20 protein-coding genes are annotated in these 26,159 nt (G+C 55.9%); 11 read left to right on the top strand and 9 right to left on the bottom strand.

Features of this window, described 5'->3' with window-relative positions; all coding sequences use genetic code 11:
• Nucleotides 1-23 precede the first annotated feature (23 nt).
• Nucleotides 24-1,544: a sugar ABC transporter ATP-binding protein gene (locus VW41_15155; protein ID AJZ90262.1), complete on the top strand. Its 1,521-nt coding sequence runs from the start codon at nucleotides 24-26 to the stop codon at nucleotides 1,542-1,544.
• A 20-nt stretch (nucleotides 1,545-1,564) separates the two neighbouring features.
• Nucleotides 1,565-2,575, top strand: coding sequence for a beta-methylgalactoside transporter permease (mglC, locus tag VW41_15150; protein AJZ90261.1), 1,011 nt, complete (start codon nucleotides 1,565-1,567; stop codon nucleotides 2,573-2,575).
• 69 nt (nucleotides 2,576-2,644) lie between these two features.
• On the opposite strand, the gene VW41_15145 is transcribed toward mglC, so the two are convergent.
• From VW41_15145 to VW41_15125, 5 genes are all read right to left on the bottom strand, one after another.
• Entirely contained in the window at nucleotides 2,645-3,364 is a 720-nt protein-coding gene (locus tag VW41_15145) for a vancomycin high temperature exclusion protein (GenBank protein AJZ90260.1), read from the bottom strand.
• A gap of 131 nt (nucleotides 3,365-3,495) precedes the next feature.
• Nucleotides 3,496-4,383, bottom strand: a complete 888-nt coding sequence (locus VW41_15140; protein AJZ90259.1) for a cytidine deaminase — start codon at nucleotides 4,381-4,383, stop codon at nucleotides 3,496-3,498.
• 128 nt (nucleotides 4,384-4,511) lie between these two features.
• Entirely contained in the window at nucleotides 4,512-5,207 is a 696-nt protein-coding gene (locus VW41_15135) for a hypothetical protein (GenBank protein ID AJZ90258.1), read from the bottom strand.
• Nucleotides 5,204-5,605, bottom strand: a complete 402-nt coding sequence (locus VW41_15130; protein ID AJZ90257.1) for a hypothetical protein — start codon at nucleotides 5,603-5,605, stop codon at nucleotides 5,204-5,206. The genes VW41_15135 and VW41_15130 overlap by 4 nt, the downstream gene beginning before the upstream one ends.
• Nucleotides 5,606-5,776: 171 nt before the next feature.
• Complete coding sequence (locus VW41_15125; GenBank protein AJZ90256.1) at nucleotides 5,777-6,691, bottom strand: L,D-transpeptidase; 915 nt, start codon at nucleotides 6,689-6,691, stop codon at nucleotides 5,777-5,779.
• Nucleotides 6,692-6,930: 239 nt separating this feature from the next.
• On the opposite strand from VW41_15125, the gene VW41_15120 reads away from it, so the two are divergent.
• Nucleotides 6,931-8,526, top strand: a complete 1,596-nt coding sequence (locus VW41_15120) for an ABC transporter ATP-binding protein (GenBank protein AJZ90255.1) — start codon at nucleotides 6,931-6,933, stop codon at nucleotides 8,524-8,526.
• Nucleotides 8,527-8,788: 262 nt separating this feature from the next.
• Here the strand turns inward: VW41_15120 and VW41_15115 are convergent, their stop codons facing one another.
• Together VW41_15115 and VW41_15110 are read right to left on the bottom strand one after the other, a co-directional pair.
• Nucleotides 8,789-11,152 (bottom strand): alpha-glucosidase, encoded by a 2,364-nt coding sequence (locus VW41_15115; protein AJZ90254.1) that lies wholly within the window; start codon nucleotides 11,150-11,152, stop codon nucleotides 8,789-8,791.
• A gap of 14 nt (nucleotides 11,153-11,166) precedes the next feature.
• Complete coding sequence (locus VW41_15110) at nucleotides 11,167-12,468, bottom strand: hexuronate transporter (GenBank protein ID AJZ90253.1); 1,302 nt, start codon at nucleotides 12,466-12,468, stop codon at nucleotides 11,167-11,169.
• 294 nt (nucleotides 12,469-12,762) lie between these two features.
• Here VW41_15110 and VW41_15105 point away from each other — a divergent pair, with 294 nt between their 5' ends.
• Together VW41_15105 and VW41_15100 are read left to right on the top strand one after the other, a co-directional pair.
• Nucleotides 12,763-13,833 carry a cytochrome C peroxidase gene (locus tag VW41_15105; protein ID AJZ90252.1) on the top strand — a complete coding sequence of 357 codons (1,071 nt, stop codon included), beginning with the start codon at nucleotides 12,763-12,765 and terminating at the stop codon, nucleotides 13,831-13,833.
• A gap of 336 nt (nucleotides 13,834-14,169) precedes the next feature.
• Nucleotides 14,170-15,216, top strand: a complete 1,047-nt coding sequence (locus VW41_15100) for a magnesium transporter (protein ID AJZ90251.1) — start codon at nucleotides 14,170-14,172, stop codon at nucleotides 15,214-15,216.
• Between the two features lie 36 nt (nucleotides 15,217-15,252).
• On the opposite strand, the gene VW41_15095 is transcribed toward VW41_15100, so the two are convergent.
• A complete protein-coding gene (locus tag VW41_15095) occupies nucleotides 15,253-15,999 on the bottom strand; it encodes a molybdopterin-synthase adenylyltransferase (GenBank protein AJZ90250.1) in 747 nt (248 codons plus the stop codon).
• A 1-nt stretch (nucleotide 16,000) separates the two neighbouring features.
• Nucleotides 16,001-17,233: a molybdopterin biosynthesis protein MoeA gene (locus tag VW41_15090; GenBank protein ID AJZ90249.1), complete on the bottom strand. Its 1,233-nt coding sequence runs from the start codon at nucleotides 17,231-17,233 to the stop codon at nucleotides 16,001-16,003.
• Between the two features lie 209 nt (nucleotides 17,234-17,442).
• Between VW41_15090 and VW41_15085 the strand changes: the two genes are divergently transcribed.
• From VW41_15085 to VW41_15060, 6 genes are all read left to right on the top strand, one after another.
• The gene (locus VW41_15085; protein ID AJZ90248.1) at nucleotides 17,443-19,419 is read left to right on the top strand and encodes a lipase; all 1,977 of its coding nucleotides are present in this window, start codon (nucleotides 17,443-17,445) and stop codon (nucleotides 19,417-19,419) included.
• A gap of 354 nt (nucleotides 19,420-19,773) precedes the next feature.
• A complete protein-coding gene (locus VW41_15080) occupies nucleotides 19,774-20,727 on the top strand; it encodes an isoaspartyl peptidase (GenBank protein AJZ90247.1) in 954 nt (317 codons plus the stop codon).
• On the top strand, nucleotides 20,727-22,601 hold the full coding sequence (locus tag VW41_15075) for a glutathione ABC transporter ATP-binding protein (protein ID AJZ90246.1): 1,875 nt from the start codon (nucleotides 20,727-20,729) through the stop codon (nucleotides 22,599-22,601). Before VW41_15080 ends, VW41_15075 begins: the two co-directional genes overlap by 1 nt.
• Nucleotides 22,602-22,613: 12 nt before the next feature.
• Nucleotides 22,614-24,152, top strand: coding sequence for a glutathione ABC transporter substrate-binding protein (locus VW41_15070; protein AJZ90245.1), 1,539 nt, complete (start codon nucleotides 22,614-22,616; stop codon nucleotides 24,150-24,152).
• Nucleotides 24,153-24,311: 159 nt separating this feature from the next.
• On the top strand, nucleotides 24,312-25,232 hold the full coding sequence (locus VW41_15065) for a glutathione ABC transporter permease (protein ID AJZ90244.1): 921 nt from the start codon (nucleotides 24,312-24,314) through the stop codon (nucleotides 25,230-25,232).
• Nucleotides 25,233-25,234: 2 nt separating this feature from the next.
• Entirely contained in the window at nucleotides 25,235-26,146 is a 912-nt protein-coding gene (locus VW41_15060; GenBank protein AJZ90243.1) for a glutathione ABC transporter permease, read from the top strand.
• Nucleotides 26,147-26,159 lie beyond the last annotated feature (13 nt).

Here is a 26,159-nt window from a genome sequence, read left to right as displayed (position 1 = left end):
TACTCAGCGACACAGGTATAATTATGGTCGACAATAACTCAGCTACGCCGACGGAATTTTTGCTGGAAATGACCGGCATTAATAAATCCTTCCCCGGCGTCAAGGCACTGGATAATGTTAATTTAAAAGTGCGTCCACACTCTATTCACGCCCTGATGGGTGAAAACGGTGCGGGCAAATCGACATTATTGAAATGCCTTTTTGGGATCTACAGCAAAGATTCCGGCAGTATCCTTTTTCAGGGAAAAGAGGTGAATTTCAGCAGCACGAAAGAGGCGCTGGAAAACGGTATTTCTATGGTGCATCAGGAGCTTAACCTGGTTCTGCAGCGCACCGTGATGGACAACATGTGGCTTGGGCGCTACCCGACCAAAGGCGTGTTTGTCGATCAGGATAAAATGTACCGCGACACCAAAGAGATATTTGACGAGCTGGATATTGATATCGACCCGCGAGCCCGCGTCGGTACGCTATCTGTTTCTCAAATGCAAATGATTGAAATCGCCAAGGCTTTTTCCTATAACGCCAAAATCGTTATTATGGACGAGCCAACGTCATCGCTGACGGAAAAAGAAGTTAATCATCTTTTTAAAATCATTCGCAAATTAAAAGATCGCGGCTGCGGCATTGTTTATATCTCCCATAAAATGGAAGAAATATTCCAGCTGTGCGATGAAATTACTATTTTGCGCGACGGGCAGTGGATTGCCACCCAGCCGCTGGAAGGGCTGGATATGGACAAAATCATCGCCATGATGGTGGGCCGCTCCCTGAACCAACGCTTCCCGGACAAATCCAACGTGCCGGGCGAAGTTATCCTCGAAGTACGCAACCTGACCTCGCTGCGGCAGCCATCGATTCGCGATATTTCCTTTGATCTGCACAAAGGGGAAATCCTCGGCATTGCCGGCCTGGTCGGCGCGAAGCGTACCGACATTGTGGAAACGCTGTTTGGTATCCGCGAAAAATCTGGCGGCACCATTAAGCTGCACGGCAAAAAGATTAACAACAGCAGCGCGAACGAAGCGATTAATCACGGCTTTGCGCTGGTGACTGAAGAGCGCCGCTCGACCGGGATTTACGCCTACCTGGATATCGGCTTTAACTCACTCATTTCCAATATTCGTAATTACAAAAACAAGGTCGGCCTGCTGGATAACTCCCGCATGAAAAGCGATACCCAGTGGGTTATCGACTCCATGCGCGTGAAAACGCCGGGGCACCGGACCTCCATCGGCTCACTGTCCGGCGGTAACCAGCAAAAAGTCATTATTGGCCGCTGGCTGCTTACTCAACCGGAAATCCTGATGCTGGATGAACCGACGCGCGGCATTGACGTTGGCGCCAAGTTTGAGATTTACCAACTGATTGCCGAACTGGCCAAAAAAGGGAAAGGGATCATTATCATTTCGTCCGAGATGCCGGAATTGTTAGGGATTACAGACCGTATTCTGGTCATGAGCAACGGGCTCGTGGCCGGAATTGTAGACACCAAAACAACAACGCAGAACGAAATCCTCCGTCTTGCGTCTGTGCACCTGTGATGATTTAGGGGCTATTAAAAATGAGTGCGTTAAATAAGAAGAGTTTTCTAACTTATCTAAAAGAGGGCGGCATCTACGTGGTGCTGCTGGTGCTGCTGGCGATCATCATTTTCCAGGATCCGACCTTCTTAAGTCTGCTTAACCTGAGTAACATTCTGACTCAGTCCTCGGTGCGTATTATTATCGCGCTGGGCGTGGCCGGGCTGATTGTGACCCAGGGGACCGACTTGTCCGCGGGGCGTCAGGTTGGGCTGGCGGCGGTTGTCGCGGCAACGCTTTTGCAATCCATGGATAACGTCAACAAGGTGTTCCCGGACATGCACACGATGCCGATTCCGCTGGTGCTGCTGATTGTTTGCGCCGTGGGCGCGGTGATTGGCCTGGTGAACGGGATTATCATTGCCTACCTGAACGTGACGCCGTTTATTACCACCCTGGGCACCATGATCATCGTGTACGGGATCAACTCCCTGTATTACGACTTCGTGGGGGCATCGCCGATTTCCGGTTTTGATTCTCACTTCTCGACCTTCACACAGGGCTTTATTGCGCTGGGCAGCTTCCGCCTGTCCTATATCACGTTCTACGCCCTGTTTGCGGTGCTGTTCGTCTGGGTGCTTTGGAACAAAACCCGCTTCGGGAAAAACATCTTCGCTATCGGGGGCAACCCGGAAGCGGCGAAAGTGTCCGGCGTTAACGTGGCGCTGAACCTGATCATGATTTATGCCCTGTCTGGCGTGTTTTATGCCTTTGGCGGGATGCTGGAAGCGGGGCGTATCGGTTCGGCCACCAACAACCTCGGCTTTATGTATGAGCTGGATGCGATTGCGGCGTGCGTGGTCGGCGGCGTGTCGTTCAGCGGCGGGGTGGGGACGGTACTGGGCGTGGTGACCGGGGTTATCATCTTTACGGTTATCAACTACGGCCTGACCTATATCGGCGTGAACCCTTACTGGCAGTACATTATTAAGGGCGGCATCATCATCTTCGCCGTGGCGCTGGACTCTCTGAAGTACGCGCGTAAGAAATAATTCCTGTGATGTGCAAAAAAGCCCGCCAAACAATGTGCGGGCTTTTTTTGCTCTGCGTTAAAGCAGATCTCATTTCTTCTCTTTTTTCTGTATTTCCAGCAGTTGCTCTGGCGTGACTGCCGGGTAGGCCTGCGCGTCTTCAGGGACTTCCTGCAGGGACGGAATAGGGACTAATGGACCAAGGAAACGCGGCTCGCGTTTGAAGAGATAGAGATCGGCTAATGCGCCCAGGCGGGCACCAAATTCACGCATCCGAACAGTGAGCATGTTTTTTGGGGAAGGTACCGCGTAGCACTGCGCCTGGATCCCCATGTGCAGAGCAATAAACAATGCACGTTCGCAGTGGAAGCGTTGGGTAATGATAATGAAGTCGTTGGTATCAAACACCTTGCGGGTGCGAACGATAGAGTCCAGCGTGCGGAAGCCGGCATAGTCCAGCACGATATCCGCCGGATCAACGCCGCCGGCAATCAAGTCTTTGCGCATGGTCATCGGCTCGTTGTAGCTTTGCTGCGCGTTATCGCCGCTCAGCAGCAGGTAGTTCACCTTGCCGCTGTTGTAGGCATTCAGCGCACCCTGAATGCGGTACAGGTAATACTGATTGATGACGCCGGTACGGTAGTACTTGGCCGTGCCGAGCACTACGCCAACCTGGCGATAGGGCAGGTCCTGCAGTTCATCGTAGACGTAGGGCGCAGTTTTCCAGCTGATCCAGCGGTCGAGCCCGAGCGCAGCGGCCAGCGTTAAGCCGATAACAATAAGCAGGCTGTAAAACACGCGCTTCAACATGAACTTGCAGACTCATTCGCGGGATGAAATTTCATCCAAGGCTACTTTACCCGGCCCTCAAGAGCAAGAAACGCGGGTTCAGTTGGGGCAAATTTCAACAATGCGAGTGTGGGTACACCCGCCCTGAAGAATTATTGAGCAATATTAACGCGCTCAACGGCCTCACAGCCCAGAGCTTTCAGCGTGGCGGAGGTGGCATCCCACTGCAGCAGCGGCGCATCGAATTTTTCTGCCAGCACGGCGCGCTTAATTTGCGGGTAGTCGTAACCATTAAGTGAAAGCAGGTTCAGCGCAGCCTGCAGCGGCGGCAGAGAAGGGTTGAACGCGGCGTTTTCCGCATAACAGCCGGTGAAGATTTTGCCGTCTACCATTTCCAGAGCAACGCCCGCCGGGGCTTTGCTGTATGGCGCATGGCTGCGGTTAGCCGCTGTGATAGCCGCCTGAGTCAGGGCATCACCTTTCAGCGCAAAACCGTGATTTTCTTCATCCAGCAGCAGCGTTTTGATGTCCAGATCGCGCGGGCCAAAGGCATCCGGCAGATACTCACCAAGGGTTGAAGGCTGGCGGCCAGGCAAATGAATACGAAGTGCGGTGCCGCTGTTCAGTTCATTCATAAACTGGCGGCAGTGGCCGCAGGGGGTGTAATTGACCGTGATATCAACCAGGCTTTTTTCGCCGCGCATCCACGCATGGGTAATGGCGCTTTGTTCGGCGTGCACGGTTTGCTGCATGGTGGCACCAAGAAACTCCATATTGCCACCAAAATAGAGATTTCCGCTGACGCCTCGTGCGACGGCACCCACGTTAAAATGCGAGAGGTCCGCGCGGGCGCAGGCAGCGGCCAGCGGCAGCAGGGCGAAAGCCAGGTCATCGTCACCCAGCCCGGTTTGATGTTTTAGCGCTTCAACTTCGGCCGCGGTAAACATAGCCGGGAAGTGTTCGTCGGCAAGCAGGGGTTGCAAAGCGGTTTGCAGCGCGGCGGGGAGTTGCACAACGGCAGCATCAAAACGTGAACGCATGTTAAAGCCTCATAAAGGGTAACGGAAACGTAGTTTACGGATCTGTATAGGCCAAATATGTGATCTACTTCTAATTGTCTGTGCAACTTATGAAAACAAATATGAAAATGCGCGATCTCTCGCAAGTTTTAGCCGAAGAGCTTCAGCAGCACCGGGAATAAGAACGGGGCGATAAGTGAGGTCATGACCCCGCAAATGACCAGCGCCAGCGAGCTAAAAGCCCCTTCCTGAAAATCGAGTTCCGCGCAGCGAGCGGTGCCTAGTGCGTGAGAAGCTGTCCCCATCGCCAGGCCCCGCGAGGCTTTGGTATTGATACGCATCATGTTCAGCAGGGTGTGGCCAAATACGGCGCCAAGAATACCGACGAAGATAACGCAGACGGCGCTGATAGCCGGGATACCGCCAATGCCGCCGCCCACCGCCATCGCAATCGGCGTGGTAACGGATTTCGGCAGAACCGAAGCGGCAATTTCCGGGGAAGCCCCCATCAGCAGCGCAATTGAGGTGCCGGTGGACATCGCTACCATGCTGCCAATAAAGCAGATGGTGATAATGGACTTCCAGCGAGCGCGGATCTGGTGAATCTGCTCATAAAGCGGGAAAGCCAGCGCCACCACCGCCGGCTGCAGCAGGTCGTTGAGCACTTCACTGCCTTTAAAATAGTGGTCGTAAGGAATGCCGGTCACCAATAAAAAAGGAATGATCACCACCATGCAAACCAGCAGCGGGTTGAGCAGTGGGGATTTCAGGCGGGCGGCCAGCTTGCGGGCGGCGAAAAACACCACCAGCGTTAACGGTAAAGACCACCATATAAAGTGCATCATTTTTTCTCTGCCTCGCCTTCACCAATCACTTTTCTTTCGCCGTGCACCAGGTGTGAACTCCAGCTCACGATAACAAGCACCACCAGCGTACTGATTAAACAGGAAACCACCACCGGGCCAAACTGAGCTTTTAGCACGTCGTAATACTGCATAACGCCTACGCCAATGGGCACGAACAGCAGGGCCATATAGCGAATCAGCAAATGGCAGCTGGGTTTTACCCACTTCGCCGGCAGGATTTGCAGCGACAGCAGTACAAACAAAATCAGCATACCGATAATGCTGCCTGGAATGACGATAGGCAGTAAAGAGGCGACAAAAATACCGGCGTATAAGCACAGGTAAATTAAGATAAAAGCGCGAATATACTGCCAGATTATCGTGAACGAGTTACGCATGGAGGTTACCCTTTAAGAAACACATTCATCATACAATTAAACTCAAAGTTGTGCTATCCATCACATCATGAATTATCAGCATAACAAACATTCCCTGCGTGAAGGTTGCCGGACGGATTTCAGGCAATAAAAAAGCGGCCCGGAGGCCGCCTTCATACAATCTGCTTTTACTTAGTTCAGACGAACCGGCATCCCGGAACGATTCTGAATCGCCTGGTCAACAACGGTGGTGTCAACGTCAGACTGAGCAGTCACTTTCTGCACGCTGCTGGTCAGTTTAATCGGCACGATTTCATCGGAGTTAAACTGCGCTTCGGTGGTGGAAAGCGGGTTGTGAACCTCGATGTAGCGGCTGCCGTCCGGTTCGGTGGTGGCTTTTACCGGCTCATCAATAAACTGAACGCGGGTGCCGACCGGCACGTTGTCGAACAGGAACTTGATGTCTTCATTACGCAGACGCACGCAGCCGTGGCTTACGCGCAGGCCGATACCGAAGTTGGCGTTGGTGCCGTGAATTGCATACAGGTTGCCGATATACAGCGCGTACAGGCCCATTGGGTTATCCGGGCCGGCGGGTACAACGGCCGGCAGTGGCGTACCGGCTGCGGCATATTCTGCGTGCATTTTCGCGGTAGGGGTCCAGGTTGGGCCCGCTTTCTTACGCTCTACCTTGGTGGTCCAGTTGATCGGGGTATCTTTCCCCAACTGGCCGATGCCGATTGGCAGCACGATCACGGTATTAGTGCCTTTCGGGTAGTAGTAGAGGCGCATTTCGGCGCTGTTAATCACAATCCCTTCATGCACGGTGTCCGGCAGGATCAGCTGCTGAGGGATGTTCAGGATGGTACCGGCTTTAGGCAGGTACGGGTCAATCCCCGGGTTAGCTTCCAGCATGTTAGACAGTCCCATCTGGTACTGGGAAGCATACTCTTCCAGCGGCGCGGTGCTGCCTTCCGGAATAGTGATAACCTGGTTTTCACCAACCAGGCGGCTGCCGTTAGTCGGTAACGGATAAGTCACGGCGGAAGCTGAGAAAGACGCGACAGCCACAAAAGCCAGTAAGAGCGAGCGTAATTTCATATTCATGTTGTGCGAGATGTTATGCCAGACGGGCCAGCTAGTGAGTGTTCATGGACGATTCAGCCGCGCATTATATGTGCATTACATTCATCTGGGAAATCAGATGTGGATGAAATCACAATTTTTTCACACTGATTAACTATTGTACGGTGAAGATGCGGGGCGAACCTTTATCATAGTTATGGCATAATGTGGCCGAAATCACATTCCAAAATCTCGACAACTTATTTCTCCAGGACATACCAGTGCTTGTATCCAGCAACGTTACCATGCAGTTTGGCAGCAAACCGCTGTTCGAAAATATCTCCGTTAAATTTGGCGGCGGCAACCGTTACGGCCTGATTGGCGCGAACGGAAGCGGCAAATCCACGTTCATGAAAATCCTCGGCGGGGACCTAGAACCTACCCTTGGCAACGTTTCTCTCGACCCAAACGAGCGCATCGGTAAGCTGCGTCAGGATCAGTTCGCCTTCGAGAAATTCACCGTGCTCGACACCGTCATCATGGGCCACGGCGAGCTGTGGGAAGTGAAACAGGAACGCGACCGCATTTATGCCCTGCCGGAAATGAGCGAAGAAGACGGTTACAAAGTTGCCGACCTCGAAGTGAAATACGGCGAGATGGACGGTTACACCGCAGAAGCGCGCGCAGGTGAATTGCTGCTTGGCGTGGGCATTCCGCTGGAGCAGCACTACGGCCCGATGAGCGAAGTGGCACCAGGCTGGAAACTGCGTGTGCTGCTGGCGCAGGCGCTGTTCTCCAACCCGGACATCCTGCTGCTCGACGAACCAACGAACAACCTGGATATCGACACTATCCGCTGGCTGGAGCAGACGCTGAACGAACGCGACAGCACCATGATAATCATCTCGCACGACCGTCACTTCCTGAACATGGTCTGCACCCATATGGCCGATCTGGACTACGGCGAGCTGCGCGTTTACCCGGGCAACTACGACGAGTATATGACGGCGGCAACTCAGGCTCGCGAGCGCCTGCTGGCGGACAACGCGAAGAAGAAAGCGCAGATTGCGGACCTGCAATCCTTCGTGAGCCGCTTCAGCGCCAACGCATCCAAATCTCGCCAGGCAACCTCTCGTGCCCGTCAGATTGATAAAATTAAGCTGGACGAAGTGAAGGCCTCCAGCCGTCAGAACCCGTTCATCCGCTTCGAGCAGGATAAGAAACTGTTCCGTAACGCCCTTGAGGTTGAAGCGCTGACTAAAGGGTTTGAGAACGGCCCGCTGTTTAAAAACTTCAACCTGCTGCTGGAAGTGGGCGAGAAGATTGCCATTCTGGGCGCCAACGGCGTGGGTAAATCCACCATGCTGAAAACCCTCGTCGGCGAGCTGACCCCGGAAAGCGGCAGCGTGAAGTGGTCTGAAAATGCTCAGATTGGTTATTACGCGCAGGATCACGAATACGAGTTCGAAAACGATCTGACCGTCTTCGACTGGATGAGCCAGTGGAAGCAGGAAGGCGACGACGAGCAGGCGGTGCGCAGCATCCTTGGCCGTCTGCTGTTCAGCCAGGACGACATTAAGAAGCCTGCTAAAGTCCTCTCCGGGGGTGAGAAAGGCCGTATGCTGTTCGGCAAGCTGATGATGGAAAAACCAAACATCCTGATCATGGACGAACCGACCAACCACCTGGATATGGAATCCATCGAATCGCTTAACATGGCGCTGGAGATGTATCAGGGGACGCTGATCTTCGTTTCCCACGACCGGGAATTTGTTAGCTCGCTGGCTACTCGCGTGCTGGAAATTACCCCAGAGCGCGTGATTGACTTCACCGGCGGCTACGAAGATTACCTGCGCAGCAAAGGGATCGACGGGTAATTTTACCCTCACCCGAACCCTCTCCCTAAAAGGGAGAGGGGACAGACCGAGATATTTCTCCCTAAAAGGGAGAGGGGACAGACCGAGATATTTCTCCCTAAAAGGGAGAGGGGACAGACCGAGGTATTTCTCCCTAAAAGGGAGAGGAGGCAGATTGAGACATCTACCTCCTGCGGTTTTTCCCCCGAGTTACTTCTGAAGGGATAAACTTCCTGTTTTTTCTCCCTCGCCCCTTTGGGGAGAGGGCCGGGGTGAGGGGCCGCTACAGCTCCCACACCTCGCATTCCACACCGTTCACCAACAGCCGCCGCTGCTCGCCCTCAGGCAGAGACAGCTTAATCTCGCGCCACGCGGGCAGATAATCCCCCTTACGGCTAAAGGCCACGTTGATTGTTTCAGCCGTACCGGTTATTTCCCAGCTAAGCCAGAGCGCGTTGCCATCTTTATAGCCCCAGGATTCTCCGTCATCCTCAAACAGCATGCCGCGGGATACGCCTGCGCCTTGCAGCGGGTAAATCTTCAGTTCACGAACGGTATCGTCCTGTGGGGAAACGTAGCTGATACGTTCGCTGTGAGGCAGAGCCGCACCGGCACGAACCAGCAGAGGCAGACGCTCAAGCGGTGCGGGCAGGGTGATTGTCTGGCCGCCGCTAAACCACTGGCCGGTGTAATAGTCATACCAGCCGTGCTCGTTGTCCGGCAGCCATAAAGCACGCTCGCGCTGCCCCGGCTCTACCACGCTGGCCACTAACAGATCCCGGCCCAGCAGGAATTCATCGCATTCGTCAAATGACTTCACGTCGTGTTCATGGTCGAGGAATGTAGGGCGCAGCATGGGTTCATCATCCGCATGTGCCTGCCACAGCAGCGTGTAGAAATAGGGCAGCAGGCGGTAACGCAGCTCAATGGCGCTGCGGATAGCCGGAGTGACAGCCGGATACATCCACGGCTCGTTAACGGTGTGGTCATCATTCCAGGAATGGATGGTAAAGCGCGGATGCATCACGCCGTTCTGAACCCAGCGCACGAAAAGCTCGGCGTCGGGTTTATCACCCGAAAAACCGCCGACGTCATGCCCAACGTTAAACAGGCCGGACAGGCTCATCCCCACCCCCATCCGCGTGTTGTAGCGCAGCGTCTCCCAACTGGTGCGATTGTCGCCGCTCCACGTCTGGACGTAGCGCTGCATCCCGGCACAGCCGGAACGGGAAATCAGATAGGGGCGCTTTTCCGGGGCAAATTTCTGCTGAGCCTCCATTGAGGCGCGCATCATCAGCAGCGGCATGACCGGGCGAATATGTTTGATGGCTATTGGCTGGCCAAAGCCGTGACAGCGAGCTTCCCCGTCCCACACTTCGTATTCGTTGTTGTCGTTCCAGGTGGAGCCAATGCCCATTTCCAGTAGCTGGGTGGTGACGCCAGCCTGCCACCATTTCACCGTGGCCGGGTTGGTGAAGTCCAGATGAGAGCCTTCATCGTCCCAGAAGCTGGAGCGTTCTGGCGTATCGGATTCCGAATCTTTGATAAACAGCCCGCCTTTGGCGACCTCCTCATAGCGCGGATGATCCTGCAGTAGACAAGGCTTAATGTTGGCCGCAAGGCGGATACCTGCCGCCATAAACGTCTGGCTCATCACCTTCGGCTGCGGCACTTTTTCATAGTTCCAGTTAAACACGTAGCGTTTATTATTGATGGAGGTATAGCCTGACGAAAGCTGGAAAGAGTCACACGGAATCCCATGCTGCTGACTCAGCCGGATAAAGTTCATGAGCTGATTTTGGGCGTCTGGCGCGTCGGTGTAGTGCATCGTTGAGCCGCTGTAGCCGAGGCTCCATTTTGGGCCGAAGAAGGTCTTACCGGTCAGGCGCACGAATGCTTTGGTGACGTCCAGCACGCGCGGGCCGAGAAACAGGTAATAGTCCAGATCGCCGGCTTCCGCCTGCCAGCGGCGGTAGGCCAGGTGATAGTTGTCTATCTCGTTGCCCAGGTCCAGCCAGCAACTGCTCAGATTGTCATAGAACAGGCCAAAGCTGACGTCATCCCGGCGCGTAATGGTAAAGGGGATATGTTTATAGAGCGGGTCGGTAGATTCCGCGTTATAGCCCATGGCATCCAGATTTCGCATCTCATAGCGCCTGCCGGTGCGGTTGAGCGGCCCGGCTTTTTCACCTAGCCCGTAAAAGCGTTCTCCGGCAAAGCGCCGCTGATAGTGAGCCACGCCATCGCCGTGGGCGTTAAGCTGGTAGGCGCTGGTGGGGCGGTCACAGGCGAGAGGCAGCCATTCGCCCCGTTCGGATTTGTATTCCCATTCCAGATACAGCGGCTGATGCACGGTCACGCGCAGGCTTTCGCTACTGATAATGAGGCAATCGGCCTGCTGTACCAGCGTGAAGCCGGGCAGGGTAAACCCGGCGAGGCTTTCGCGGTCTCGCCCCTCCCAGGGGACATCCTGCTGCGGGGCAATGCTCCAGGTGCGGTCAAGCGCCAGGCTCTGCCGCCGCTTGATCAGCACACGAAACAGCTTATCTTCCAGCACAAACAGGTGCAGAGAATGCTTACCGTCGAGAGTCAGGATAACCTGGCTGTCATTCTGGCTGGCGAGCGTCCAGTTCTTAAGTGTTTTCATGAGAGACCATCCATTCAGGTACGTTTTGCGCGACGTTCGGCGATAAACGCCACCAGGAACACCGCACCGATAAGATCAAAAAAGCCCATGGCGATAAACAGCGGGTTAAAGCCAATCTTGTCGGCGGTCACGCCGATAATCAGGGAGAAGATAAAGCTGGCAATCCAGGCCGCGGAGCCGCGCATGCCGTTGACGGTGGCCATCTGGCCTTTATCAAACGAGTCCACCACCAGTGCGCTGAGCATGCAGGAGATAATCTGGTGCCCGAAGCCGCCGATGGAGATAAGCAGGATGGCAATCCAGGGATCTTTGGTGACGGCAACCAGCGCCAGAGAGAGCATCAGAAAAGCGCCGGTGACCGAGCTGGCAACCACGGAGTTTGTGCGCGAGCAGCCGAACAGGCGGGCATAAACTTTGGTCAGATACCCGCTGGCAACGCTGCCAATATCGGCGGCCAGGAACGGGAGCCAGGCGAACATGGCAATTTGCTTAAGATCCATGCCTCGTTCATTAGCCAGGTAAAGGGGAACCCAGAAGCTCAGTACCGCCCAGGCGGGCTCTGCCATAAAGGCCGGAATAGCGATACCGTAAAAACGTTTGTTTTTGGAGACGGTCTTCAGGGCTGTGAAGAAGGGCAGTTTCACGGCGGGCGGCTCGTTATCCTGCTTGATGAACTCCAGCTCTTCCTTGCTCAGGTTCGGGTGCTGCTCCGGGTTGTGATAAAACAGCCACCACAATACAACCCACCCTAACGCCAGCGCACCGCTGAACATAAACGCGCCCTGCCAGCCAAAAAAGCTGTGGGCGAAGTAGATAATAGGCGGAGCCAGCATCGCGCCGATGGAAAAACCTACCCCGGCCCAGCCAGCGGCAATCGGCCGTTCTTTTTTCGGGAACCATTCACCCAGCGTTTTGGCATTGGCGGGCGTGGCCGCAGCCTCCGCCCCACCCATCATGAAGCGCAAAATTGCCAGCTGTAACCAGCTCCCGGCTCCCGCATGAAGCATGCACATCACCGCCCAGATAGTGGCGCAGATCAGAAAGCCGATTTTCAGGCCAATCACGTCTATCAGCCAGCCGCAGATGGGCTGGAACAGGGTATAGGCCAGCTGAAAGGCGCCGACAATCCAGGAGTATTGTTCGGTGGTAATGCCGAGAGAGGTTTTCAGCTCAGGCGCCAGGATCCCCAGCGCATTACGCGTGATGTAGTTCACGGTGACGCCAAGTAAGAACAGAACCAGAACCCACCAGCGCAGATGCCGGAAAATGCGTCCTGCCTTAACGGCGGTTATCGGTTGATCGATGCCATGACTCATAGTTCACTCCACCTTGTAGGGTATTAGTAGAATTGGTATGCCACTATTTTTGGCGATGGGTGTAATTTAATTGTTTGATTTTTATGTGTTTAATTTATTTTTTGTTCTAGATGCGAACCTTATTGGTCAACAAAATGGAGCGTAATTGAGTTATCAACCAACCAATAGCGCAATTTTTGCAAATATTTTCATCATCTGGATCTTGAGCGAAGAAATGGTGCCTTTTTTACGGCACTATGGCGTTGCCGTGGCCATGAAAATTTTTTCATTTCACAAACGGGTGTCGATCACAAAATGAGAAAAACGCTAAAAATCGCCGAAATTGCCGCCCAGACGGGGCTATCAATTAGCACCGTTTCCCGCGTGCTGGCGGGCAAGGGGAATACCAGCGACTCCGCCCGCCGGCAGGTTCTGGCCTGCGCCAAAGAGAAGGGGGTATTGCAGGGAATTGCCGCTGGCAGATTATTGGTCAACAGTCTGGTGGTGTTCGCGCCCCGACGGGCGTTTGATGAGCGGCTGGATGTTTTTTATTACCGGGTGATGCAGGGCATCGGCAAGGCGTTGCTTTCCCACGATGCCAGGCTGCGCTTCTGCGCGCTGGAAGAGAATGACAGTGATACCGGGTTGTTCCTCAGCAAGATGAACGAGCCGGAAACGGAAGCGGCCCTGCTGTTGGGAATTGATGATACGCATATTCATGATTTAGCTGCGGACTTGGGCAAGCCTTGTGTCCTTATCAACTGCCAGGATCGCAAAATGCGTCTTTCAGGCGTGGCGCCGGATCACCTGATGACGGGTCGCTTTGCCGCAAACTACCTGTTCGACATGGGACATAAAGGGGTGCTGACGCTCATGTGTCTGCGTCGCTACACCATGGAGCTGCGCCTCGCCGGGATCCGGGATGCGTGGGACTGTCGTAATTTGTCGTTTGATGAGACCAGACATTTGCTGGTTGCCCAAAGCTTTGGCGCCAAAGAGAGCGAGGCTTTAATCAGTGACTATCTGGCGGCTACGCCTCGACCGGCGTGGCCGAGCGCGCTGTTAGTCGGCGGTGACTTTATGGCAGCAGGCGCCGTTAGCGCTTTGCAAAAAGCCGGGCTGCGCGTGCCGCAGGATATGTCGGTGATGAGCATCGACGGCTTTAACCTGGTCGAAATCCATGATGTGCCATTAACCTCGGTTCATGTTCCCAGGGACGAGCTGGGGGAGGAGGCGGTTCAGCTGCTTCAGCAGCGCCTGATGCGCCCGGAAGCGCCAGTGGTGAATATTCTCCTGGCCGGTACGCTGAAGGTGCAGGAGTCAGTGCGGCGAGTGGGAACCGGTAAAGGGCGTCCGGCGGTGGCCAGTGATAAACTCTACGACTGAGCAGAAAAAAAGCATAAATAAACCCTAAACAGCGCAGGCTCTTTGCCTTGCGCCCGAAGTTTAAATCCCTACTATAGGCCGCGGAAGACTTGCAGTATCTCGTTAGGCGAGGCTCCTGTACAAACATAGGTTGCTGATCTGACGACGTCGAGAGACGCCCAAGATTAGGACAGGCTATATCGAGCGAAGGTATAACCCCAGGTAACTTCCCCCGCTTTTGGGGATACGTTGTACAGTGATAAAACCGAGACATGGAGATAGCGTCAGCACTCTCATATCTTGCTTCGCCCCAGGATGAGGACTGTTTATTTTTAAAACAGTAACCGGGGAAAAATCATGACCTTTTCAACTAATACCTCAGCGCACTCCCTCGCTTCACTGGCCGTGTCCGTCAAACTGCCATCCTCAGACTCACAAAACACCGTGCTGGCTTACCTGAGCCAGGACTATATCGCTTTACCGCCGGGTACGCCGGTGGCACAGGCGCAGGCGTTGTTCTGTTCGGGCATTAAAAATGAGCAGATCCCGTCGCAGATATTTGTGGTGGACGATGATGGCCATCTGTTTGGCCTCGTGCCGGTAAAATCGCTGCTGCAGGCAGACAAAGAGGCGCTGCTGAGCGACTTGATGAGATCCGTTGCGTTCTCATTAACGCCGGAAAAAACGCGCCATGAGGCCTGCGTTGAAATCAAAAAGGCGGGCACTAACTATATTCCCGTGTTGAGCTACGGCAAGCTGAAAGGCGTGCTGGGCCCGCAGGAAATTGCGCAACTGCTTGAGGATGAGAACACGCTGGACAGCCAGCTGCAGGGCGCTTCGTCGCCGCTGGAAACGCCTTACCTGCAAAGCAGCGTCTTTACGCTGTGGCGCAAAAGATCTGTCTGGCTGCTGCTGCTATTCGTGGCCGAGGCTTACACCAGTTCAGTGATTAAATCGTTTGAAGATCAGCTCGAAGCGGCGATTGCGCTGGCGTTCTTTATCCCGTTGCTGATTGGCACCGGCGGGAACACCGGGACGCAGATAACCTCGACGCTGGTCAGGGCGATGGCGCTCGGCGAAGTGGGGCTAAAGGATTTGGGGGCAATCCTGCGTAAGGAGATCTCGGCCTCGGTGCTCATTGCCTTAACGATCGGCACCGCCGGGTTTATTCGGGCGTGGATGCTGGGCGTGGGTATGGAAGTGATGATGGTGGTCAGCCTGACGCTTATCGCTATCACCGTCTGGAGCGCGATTGTTTCATCGATTATTCCCATGCTGCTGCGTAAGGTGAATATCGATCCTGCCGTGGTGTCTGCGCCGTTTATCACTACCTTGATTGATGGCACAGGGCTGCTGATTTACTTCGAAATCGCCAAGGTGATGCTCACCGACCTGGCGGTCTAAAAAAAAACGGGGATAGCAATATCCCCGTTTATGTTTCTACCCGCAGACTTCACACTGCGGGTTACGTGCCAGCTTCATCTCCCTGAACTGGCAGGTCATCGCATCGTAAAGCACTATTTTCCCACGGGCCGGCGTGCCGTAGTTTGCCAGCAGCTTGATGGCTTCCATCGCCTCGAGTGAGCCGATAATCCCGACCAGCGGCGCCATGACGCCCGCCTCCACGCAGCTCAGCGTACTTTCGCCAAACAGACGGCTCAAGCAGCGATAGCAGGGCTCGTTAGCCTGATACGTGAACACGCTTATCTGCCCTTCCATACGAATCGCCGCCCCGGAAACCAGCGGCGTCCTGTGCCGGTGGCAGCAGCGGTTAAGCTGATTGCGAATGGTTACATTATCTGTGCAGTCCAGGACGGCATCATGCTTTGCTACCAGCTCATCAAGCTGCGGCTCTTCAAGCAGGGCATTGACCGTCTCAATCTGGATGTGCGGATTAATCGCCGCCAGTGCGTCACGAGCGGAATCCACCTTTGGTTTCCCAAGGGTGGCGTCGCGGTGCAGCGTTTGCCGCTGAAGGTTCGACCGCGAAACGGTATCGAAATCGAGCAGCGTGAGATGACCCACGCCCGCCGCCGCCAGATACTGGGCCGCAGCGCAGCCCAGCCCGCCCAGTCCGACGATGAGAGCTCGCGAAGCTTTCAGCTTCTCCTGGCCCTCAAAGTCAAAGCCGCGCAGCACAATCTGGCGGTTGTAGCGCAGCATTTCCTCATCGCTAAGCTCGACCATTTCAGCCTCCGAACAGCGGGTTAAACGGTTCGACCTCAACCCATTCTCCGGCCTCTACATCGCCGCGCTCGCGCTCCAGCACCACAAAACAGTTGGCCTGGCTGAAGGAGCTGAAGATATGCGAGCCCTGATGCCCGGTGCTCAACACTTCAAGGTCGCCTTGCTCATTGCGGCGGAGAATGCCGCGCTGGAAGTCGAGGCGGCCAGGGGATTTCTTCAACTTGCCGACGGTGCGTACGCGCATGCGCGGCGGCAGAGGGCTACCGAGTTGGCCGCTCAGTTTGGCCAGCAGCGGCTGTACTAACTGGTAGAAGGTCAGCGCGGCGGAAACCGGATTGCCCGGCAGGCCGCAGAACCAACTGTTTTTCAGGCGTCCGAAGGCAAACGGTTTGCCCGGCTTGATTGCCAGCTTCCAGAAGCCGACTTCGCCCAGCTCTTCGAGAATTTGTTTGGTGTAATCGGCTTCGCCTACGGAAACGCCACCGCTGCTGATGACGACGTCGGCGCGGCTGTCTGCTTCGTTAAACACCGCGCGAAGGGCATCCTGGTCATCACGCACGATGCCGAGGTCGATGACTTCGCAGCCCAGTTTATCCAGCATGATGTGAACCGCCAGACGGTTGGTATCGTAGATTTGACCTTCGGCCAGCGGCTGGCCCGGAAGCTGGAGTTCGTCTCCGGTCGAGAACACCGCGGCACGCACTTTGCGGTAAACCTTAACGTCCGGGATGCCCAGAGAAGCAATCAGCGGCAGTTCGGCGGCGGTCAGCTGCACGCCTGCGGCCAGCACGCTGGCACCCTGGTGGATATCCTCGCCGCGGCGGCGAATATTCTGGCCGTTCTTCACGCTGGCGTTAAAACGTACGCCACTTTCGGTGACTTCCGTCTCTTCTTGCATAACAACGGCTTCGGCACCCACGGGAATAGGCGCGCCGGTCATGATACGCACGCAGGTGCCCGCCGGCCATTCGTCGCTAAAAGGTTGCCCGGCAAACGCTTTGCCGGCGACGGGCAGGGCGCCACCGGCTTTGATATCCGCCAGCCGTACCGCATAGCCGTCCATCGCTGAGTTATCGAAACCCGGGACATCGAGCGGGGAGACCACCGGGGCGGCCGTGACGCGGCCTGTTGCCTGCAGCAGCGGCAGGGTTTCTGTTTCAGACAATGGATGAATACGGGACAGCATCTGTTCTAGCGCGGTTTCAAGCGGGATCAGCCCGGCGGTAAATTCCATTCATGACTCCAGGGGCAGGGGCAAAATAAGGGCTTAGTATGGCAGAAAACGTCGCCTGGCGGCATGCCCGGGATCAGCAAAAACGGTTCACCAGTGGTCGGACATGCGTTACATCACGTTGTCACGTTTCTGCATTACGCTTGGCCTGCGCGTCAATCGCCATTGGCTATAGTCATTGTGGCTAATACAAAACCTGCAAGGAAGAACCGATGATAAGCAAACAAAATGCATTCAAATTCAGTATCCTGGCCGTCGCGGTGAGTTTCACCTCATCAGCATTTGCTTTTGATTCCCTTACCGTTTTTGGCGACAGCCTCAGCGATACCGGCAACAACGGGCGCTGGACCTGGAACAACAGCCAGAACAAACTCTATGACGAACAGCTCGCCGAGCATTATGGCCTGGCGCTGACCCCCTCCCGCGAGGGCGGGAGCAACTATGCCGCAGGTGGTGCAACCTCGGTGCCCACGCTAAATCCGGCGGATAATACCCAAAACCAGGTTCAGCGTTATCTAAGTCAGACCGGTGGCCGAGCGGACGGAAACGGCTTATACATTCACTGGATCGGTGGCAATGACCTTGCCGCGGCCGCCACTCAGCCGGCGCTGGCGCAGGGTATTGCCGCCAACAGTGCGACCAACGCCGCCGCGCAGGTCGGGGCCTTGCTTGATGCGGGGGCAGGGCTGGTGGTGGTGCCTAACGTCCCGAATATCGGCGCGACGCCTACGCTAATGGAACTGGTTCTTAGCACCGGGCTTGGCGCTGCGGCCACGCCAGCTATTCAGGCCGCCTATACCTCTTTGGACGCGGCGCAAACGCCGGATCTGGCGAGCCGCCAGCAGGCCATTCATCAGGCGCTGCGGGCGGCGGCTTCCGTCGTCAGCCCTGATCCACTTATTCAGCAAGGCGTGGCCGCTCAGTTGATAGCCGCCTACGATCAGGCCGTGCAGCAGGCTGCTTTGCTCACCACGTTCTACAACAGCGCTGAGGATCAGGCCTTGCTTCAGCATGGTGGCAATATCGCCCGGGCGGATATCAACGGCGTCTTCCAGGAAATTCTGGCCAACCCTCAGGCATTCGGCCTGACAAATACCGCCGGAATGGCCTGCCCGGCCGGCGTGGCGGCGACCGACTGCACCAGCTCCACGCCTGGATTTAACGCTGCTCAGGCTTATCTGTTTGCCGATCATTTCCACCCGAGCCCTCAGGTTCACAGCATTATTGCCCAGTATATTGAGTCGATTATCGTCGCGCCTGTGCAGGTCACTAGCCTGAATCAAGGCACGCAGGCGATGGTCCGCGGCAGCAGGGCAACGCTTGATAGCCGCTACCAGCAGCTGCGCCAGGGCAATAACGCCGCTGGTTCACTGGGCGTGTTTGGCGGTTACAGCGGTGGCTATCAGCGGTACAGCGGTACTGGTGAAACCGGCGCCGGCAAAGGAAACACCAATAACCTGACCCTGGGCCTCGACTACCAGCTGAATGAAAAGGTGGTACTGGGCGGGCTGCTCGCCGGTTCGCTGGATAATCAGCGCCCTGACCACAGCTACCGCTACGACACCCGAGGTTTTCAGGCCGCGCTCTTTGGCCAGCTTCGTGCGGGCCAGGCCTGGCTTAACGGGGATGTACATTATCTCTCTGCCGACTTCACTAATATCCAGCGCGACATCACCCTGGGGCAGCTCACCCGTACGGAAAAAGGCGATACTGACGGCAAACTTTATGGCGCCAGGTTTACGGCTGGCTACGATATCCCCGTCACAAGCTGGCTGACCACGGGGCCTGTACTGCAATATGCCTGGGATTACAGCCATGTGAACGGCTACAGCGAAAACGGCAGTAGCAGCACCGCTATGCGCTTTGGTGACCAGAATGGTCATTCGCAAATCGGCAGCGCGGGCTGGCGCGTGGACACGAAGCTGGGCGCCATTAATCCCTGGGCACAGGCCAGCTACCGACATCAGTTTGGCGATGACAGTTACCGGGCGAGCGGTGGCCTAAAATCCACGGCGCTGACCTTCAGCCGCAGCGGTGCAGAGCTGGATAAAAACTGGGTTGATATCGCTGTTGGGGCCGATATGCCGCTCTCGGATACCGTGTCAGCCTTTGCGGCGGTTGCACAAACGGCAGGCTTAAGCGACGGGAACCAGACCAGCTACAACGTGGGGATTAGCGCGAAGTTCTAAGATTTTGTTATTGCCATTTTCAGACGGGTGGCAAATCGCTGACGAGAGGAAAAACACCCGACGGTTCGTTAAAAAAATATGAAAATCAATTCGTTGATTTTCGGCTGAGGAACACAAGAGGGAACAATCACGCTTTTTCCCTCTTTGTCAGCAACCTTAAAATGGCGACTTTAGTTTCGTAAGTCGCCATTTCCTCTCCCTTTCAGGACGGTTCTGGCCTCACAGGGTAAAGTCAATTTTCTTTACAACACTTTTACGTCTTTCTATATTCAAAAATCGTATCAATGTTTGGCAACGATTCTGATATTTATAGAAAAAACGCTGCCAGATATCACTTTCTACAGGCAATGCCGAATGACCAAAGCCGTTATCGCTATTCATGGCGGGGCCGGAGCCCTGACCCGCGCCCACCTGACGCCGGAAAAAGAGCTGCAATTTATTAGCGCACTTTCCGGCATTGTTGAAGTCGGGCAGCAGATCCTTGAACGCGGCGGCAGCGCGCTGGACGCGGTGACCGAAGCGGTACGTTTGCTGGAAGAGTGCCCGCTGTTCAACGCCGGAATAGGGTCGGTGTTTACCCGCGAAGGTAAACATGAACTTGATGCCTGTGTGATGGACGGCAACAGCCTGGATGCCGGGGCGGTGGCGGGCGTGAGCCATATTCGCAACCCGATTCTGGCGGCAAGACTGGTGCTGGAAAACAGTCCCCATGTGCTGATGATTGGCGAAGGAGCCGAGCGTTTTGCCGCTCTGCACGGGCTTGAGCCGGTGGATGAAACACTTTTTTCTACCGAAGAACGCTATCAGCAACTGCTGCGCGCCCGTGAAAGCCAGCAGATGCGGCTGGATCATGACGGGGCTGAGCCGATTGATGCCGATAAAAAATTTGGCACGGTAGGCGCAGTGGCGCTGGATAAACGAGGGAATCTGGCGGCGGCAACCTCCACCGGCGGAATGACCAATAAACTGCCGGGTCGGGTAGGGGATTCTCCCTTAGTTGGCGCGGGCTGCTATGCCAACAACGCCAACGTCGCCGTGTCCTGCACCGGTACGGGCGAAGTCTTTATACGCACGCTGGCGGCCTACGATATTGCGGCCCTGATGGAGTATGCCGGGCTAAGCCTGCAGCAGGCCGTTGACCGCGTGGTGATGGAGAAACTGCCCGCGCTGGGCGGCAGCGGCGGCATGATTGCTATCGACAATCAGGGGAACGTCGCGCTGCCATTTAACAGCGAGGGGATGTACCGCGGCTTTGGCTTTGTCGGCGATGCCCCGAATGTAGGAATTTATCGTGACCAGGAGAGTTAATGCCGCACAGTCATGAGCTACCGGACGAGCAGGTGCTTGCCGTTAGCGACCTCAATATTCGCTTTCGCCAACAGCAGCAGGTCACCGACGCGGTGCGTCACCTGTCCCTGACCCTTAATCGAGGTGAAACGCTGGCCATCGTTGGCGAGTCGGGTTCCGGTAAGTCGGTCACGGCGATGGCGCTGATGCGCCTGCTGGAGCAGGGCGGCGGGCAGGTTAGCTGCGACAAGCTGCTGCTGCGCCGGCGCAATAATGAGGTACTAAATCTGCCCGAACTGAGCCACGCCCAGATGCGTCGCGTGCGCGGGGCGGATGTGGCGATGATTTTCCAGGAGCCGATGACCTCGCTTAATCCGGTGTTCACCGTGGGCGAGCAAATCGCTGAATCCATCCGTTTACACCAAAAGCTGGACGGCCGCGCGGCGCTGGCGGAAGCGAAGCGTATGCTGGAACGCGTGCGCATTCCTGAAGCTCAGGCCATCCTGAATCGCTACCCGCACCAGCTTTCCGGCGGGATGCGCCAGCGAGTGATGATTGCCATGGCACTCTCCTGCCGCCCGGCGGTGCTGATAGCCGATGAGCCGACGACCGCTCTCGACGTGACTATCCAGGCACAGATCCTGCAGCTTATTCGCGTCCTGCAGGATGAAATGCAGATGGGCGTAATATTTATCACCCACGATATGGGCGTGGTGGCCGACATCGCCGACCGGGTACTGGTGATGTACCGGGGCGAAGCGGTTGAAACCGGCACCGTTGAGCAAGTATTCCAAAACCCGCAGCACGCTTACACGCAGGCTTTACTGGCAGCCGTCCCGCGGCTGGGCGCCATGAACGGCAGCGATTTACCGCGTAAATTTCCACTTATTGTGCCAGGGCAGTCGACTCAGCAAGAGCCCGAAACTGAGCAGGACACGATTCCCCAGGGCGCGAAGCCGGTGCTGGAAGTTCGGGATTTAGTGACTCGTTTCCCGCTGCGCAGCGGAATATTCAACCGGGTGACGCGCCAGGTGCATGCTGTTGAAAAGGTGAGTTTTGATTTACTGCCCGGCGAAACGCTGGCGCTGGTGGGGGAGTCCGGCTGTGGTAAGTCGACCACCGGGCGCTCACTGCTGCGGCTGGTGGAAACCCAGGGCGGCACGATCACCTTCAACGGCCAGCGTATTGATAATTTGCCTAACGGCGAGCTGCAGCACGTCCGGAAAGATATTCAGTTTATTTTCCAGGATCCGTATGCCTCGCTGGATCCGCGCCAGACGGTGGGCTACTCCATTATGGAACCACTGCTGGTGCACCAGGCGATGTCCAAAGAACAGGCACAGCAGCGCGTTGCCTGGCTGCTTGAACGCGTAGGGCTGCAGCCGGAACACGCCTGGCGATATCCGCACGAATTCTCGGGTGGCCAGAGGCAACGGGTTTGTATTGCCCGTGCGCTGGCGCTGAATCCGAAGGTGGTGATTGCCGATGAGTCCGTCTCGGCGCTGGATGTCTCTATTCGGGCGCAAATCGTTAACCTGCTGCTCGATCTGCAGCGTGAGTTTGGCATCGCTTTCCTGTTTATTTCCCACGACATGGCCGTCGTGGAACGTATCAGCCATCGCGTGGCGGTGATGTATCTGGGCCAGATCGTTGAGATTGGCCCACGCCGCGCCGTGTTTGAAAACCCTCAGCATCCATACACCCGCAAACTTATGGCGGCGGTGCCGGTGGCTGACCCAACCCGTAAGGGACGCAAGCCTGTTTTAGTGTCTGATGAGATCCCCAGCGCCACACGCAGCCTGGGGGATGAACCGCACGTAGCACCGCTGGTTGCGGTGGGGCCGGGGCATTTTGTTGCCCGTCACTCCATCGGCAGCAGTGAAAATCGCCTATAAAGGAAAACAATAATGACAGCTAACACAACGCAAAAATGGCTTCTGGCGGCGGGACTTGCCTCCGCCGTTATCGCCACGCCCGCTTTCGCTGCTAAAGATGTCGTCGTAGCGGTGGCCTCAAACTTCACCACGCTCGATCCTTACGACGCGAATGACACGCTGTCCCAGGCCGTAGCCAAATCTTTCTATCAGGGGCTGTTCGGGCTTGATAAAGATATGAAGCTGCAAAACGTGCTGGCAGAAAGCTACAAAGTGTCTGACGATGGCCTGGTGTACACCATCAAGCTGCGCACTGGCGTGAAATTCCAGGACGGCACCGACTTTAACGCCGAGGCGGTAAAAGCCAACCTCGACCGCGCCAGCAATCCGGACAATCACCTCAAGCGCTACAACCTGTATAAAACCATTGCCAAAACGGAAGCGATCGATCCCTCCACGGTCAAAATCACCTTAAAAGAGCCGTTCTCGGCGTTTATCAACATTCTGGCCCACCCGGCGACGGCGATGATCTCCCCGGCTGCGCTGCAGAAATACGGCAAAGATATCGGTTTCCACCCGGTGGGGACCGGCCCGTACCAGCTGGATACCTGGAACCAGACCGATTTTGTGAAGGTGAAGAAATTCGCCGGTTACTGGCAGCAAGGCCTGCCGAAGCTGGACAGCATTACCTGGCGCCCGGTAGTGGATAACAACACCCGGGCGGCGATGCTGCAAACCGGGGAGGCTCAGTTCGCGTTCCCGATCCCTTACGAGCAGGCTGGCGTGCTGGAGAAAAACAGTAAGCTTGAGCTGGTTGCCTCGCCGTCTATCATGCAGCGCTATATCAGCATGAATGTCACCCAGAAGCCGTTTGATAACCCGAAAGTCCGCGAAGCCATCAACTACGCGATTAACCGCCAGGCGCTGGTGAAAGTTGCGTTCTCCGGCTTTGCTACGCCGGCAGAAGGCGTGGTGCCACCGGCGCTCGCCTATGCTGAGAAATTCAAACCCTGGCCTTACGATCCGGCCAAAGCCAAAGCGTTGCTGAAAGAGGCAGGCTTCCCGAACGGCTTTGAAACCACGCTTTGGTCATCCCACAACCACAGCACCGCGCAGAAAGTGCTGCAGTTTACCCAGCAGCAACTGGCACAGGTCGGCATTAAGGTGAAAGTGACGGCGATGGATGCCGGGCAGCGTGCGGCCGAAGTGGAGGCGAAAGGGCAGAAAGAGAGCGGCGTAAGAATGTTCTACACCGGCTGGTCGGCGTCTACCGGTGAGGCTGACTGGGCGCTGTCGCCGCTGTTTGCTTCCCAGAACTGGCCGCCAACGCTGTTTAATACCGCGTTTTACAGCAATCCTCAGGTGGATAAAGACCTGACCGATGCGCTGAAAACCACCCAGCCGGCAGAGAAAGCGAAGCTGTATAAAGATGCCCAGGACACTATCTGGAAAGAATCTCCGTGGGTGCCGCTGGTGGTGGAAAAACTGGTTTCTGCACACAGCAAAAATCTCACCGGGTTCTACGTGATGCCGGATACCGGGTTTAGTTTTGATAATGCGGATCTGAAGTAGCGTGATAATGACCCTCACCCCGGCCCTCTCTCTAAATGGGAGAGGGGGAAAACAAAGCCTTTTCTCTTTATGCCCTCTCCTCTCCGGGGAGAGGGGCTTTATGCCCTGTTTTTTTATCTCCTCGCCCCTCAGGGGCGAGGGTTAGGGTGAGGGGCCGCGATGTTTAACTATTTCCTCAAACGCCTCTTTGGCCTGATCCCGACGCTGTTCATCGTCGCGGTGCTGGTGTTCCTGTTTGTGCATCTGTTGCCCGGCGACCCGGCTCGTCTGATCGCCGGGCCGGAAGCTGATGCCACGGTCATCGAACTTGTTCGTAAACAGCTGGGATTGGATCAACCTTTATGGCGGCAATTCCTGCATTACATCACTCACGTTGTGCAGGGTGACTTTGGCACCTCGCTGGTTTCACGCCGCCCTGTCTCGGAAGAGATTGCCAGCCGCTTTATGCCCACCATGTGGCTGACGCTGACCAGCATGGCATGGGCAACGTTGTTTGGCCTGGCGACCGGAATTGTGGCGGCCGTCTGGCGTAATCGCTGGCCGGATCGCCTGAGTATGACGATTGCCGTGTCCGGCATTTCATTCCCTGCCTTCGCGCTGGGAATGCTTCTGATGCAGGTCTTCTCGGTTGAACTGGGCTGGCTTCCTACGGTGGGTGCCGATAGCTGGCAGCATTATATACTGCCGTCCATAACCCTTGGTGCGGCGGTGGCGGCCGTAATGGCCAGATTCACCCGCGCGTCCTTTGTGGATGTGCTGCACGAAGACTACATGCGTACCGCCAGGGCGAAAGGCGTGAGCGAAACGCTGATCGTGGTAAAACACGGCCTGCGTAACGCCATGATCCCGGTGGTTACTATGATGGGACTGCAGTTCGGTTTTCTGCTCGGCGGCTCGATTGTGGTGGAAAAAGTATTTAACTGGCCGGGATTAGGGCGCCTGCTGGTGGATTCGGTGGAGATGCGTGATTACCCGGTTATTCAGGCTGAGGTTCTGCTGTTTTCGCTGGAGTTTATTGTGATCAACTTAGTGGTGGATCTGCTGTATGCCGCCATTAACCCGGCCATCAGGTACAAATAAGGATGCGACTTTTAAACTGGCGACGCCAGGCCATAGTCAACGCGATGCCCGTGGTGCGTGCCGGGCAAATTCGCACCCCGTGGAGTGAATTTCTGCGGCGTTTTCGCCAGCAGCCCGTGGCGATGGCCGCCGGGCTGTTCGTGCTTTTGTTGATAGTGATTGCGTTAATTGCCCCGTGGATTGCCCCTTTTGATGCGGAAAACTACTTCGATTACGACCGGCTGAACGACGGCCCGTCGATGCTGCACTGGTTTGGCGTTGATTCGTTGGGGCGCGATATTTTTAGCCGCGTGCTGGTCGGGGCGCAAATTTCGCTGGCCGCCGGGGTCTTTTCGGTACTGATTGGGGCGCTGATTGGCACTTTCTTTGGCCTGCTGGCGGGCTATTACGAAGGCTGGTGGGACCGCATCATCATGCGAATATGCGACGTGCTGTTCGCCTTTCCCGGTATTCTGCTGGCGATAGCGGTGGTGGCGGTGATGGGCAGCGGCATGACCAACGTGATTATTGCGGTGGCGATTTTCAGTATTCCGGCCTTTGCCCGCCTTGTTCGCGGCAATACTCTGGTGCTGAAACAGCAAACTTTTATTGAGTCTGCGCGTAGCATTGGCGCCCCGGATGCGACTATTATCTTCCGGCATATTCTGCCCGGAACCGTTTCGTCGATTGTGGTGTATTTCACGATGCGTATCGGGACCTCGATTATCTCCGCCGCCAGCCTGTCATTTCTCGGCCTGGGGGCTCAGCCACCCACGCCGGAGTGGGGGGCTATGCTGAACGAGGCGAGGGCAGATATGGTGATTGCCCCGCATGTGGCTATTTTCCCTAGCCTCGCCATCTTTTTGACCGTGCTGGCATTCAACCTGTTGGGGGATGGGCTGCGGGACGCGCTGGATCCCAAAATTAAAGGCTAAGCTGAGGCAGTAG

This window comes from Klebsiella michiganensis, from assembly GCA_000963575.1.
Taxonomy (GTDB): Bacteria; Pseudomonadota; Gammaproteobacteria; order Enterobacterales; family Enterobacteriaceae; genus Cedecea; species Cedecea michiganensis_A.
The sequence above is the reverse complement of the archived record's forward strand: the minus strand, read 5'-3'. Positions and strand labels throughout refer to the sequence as shown.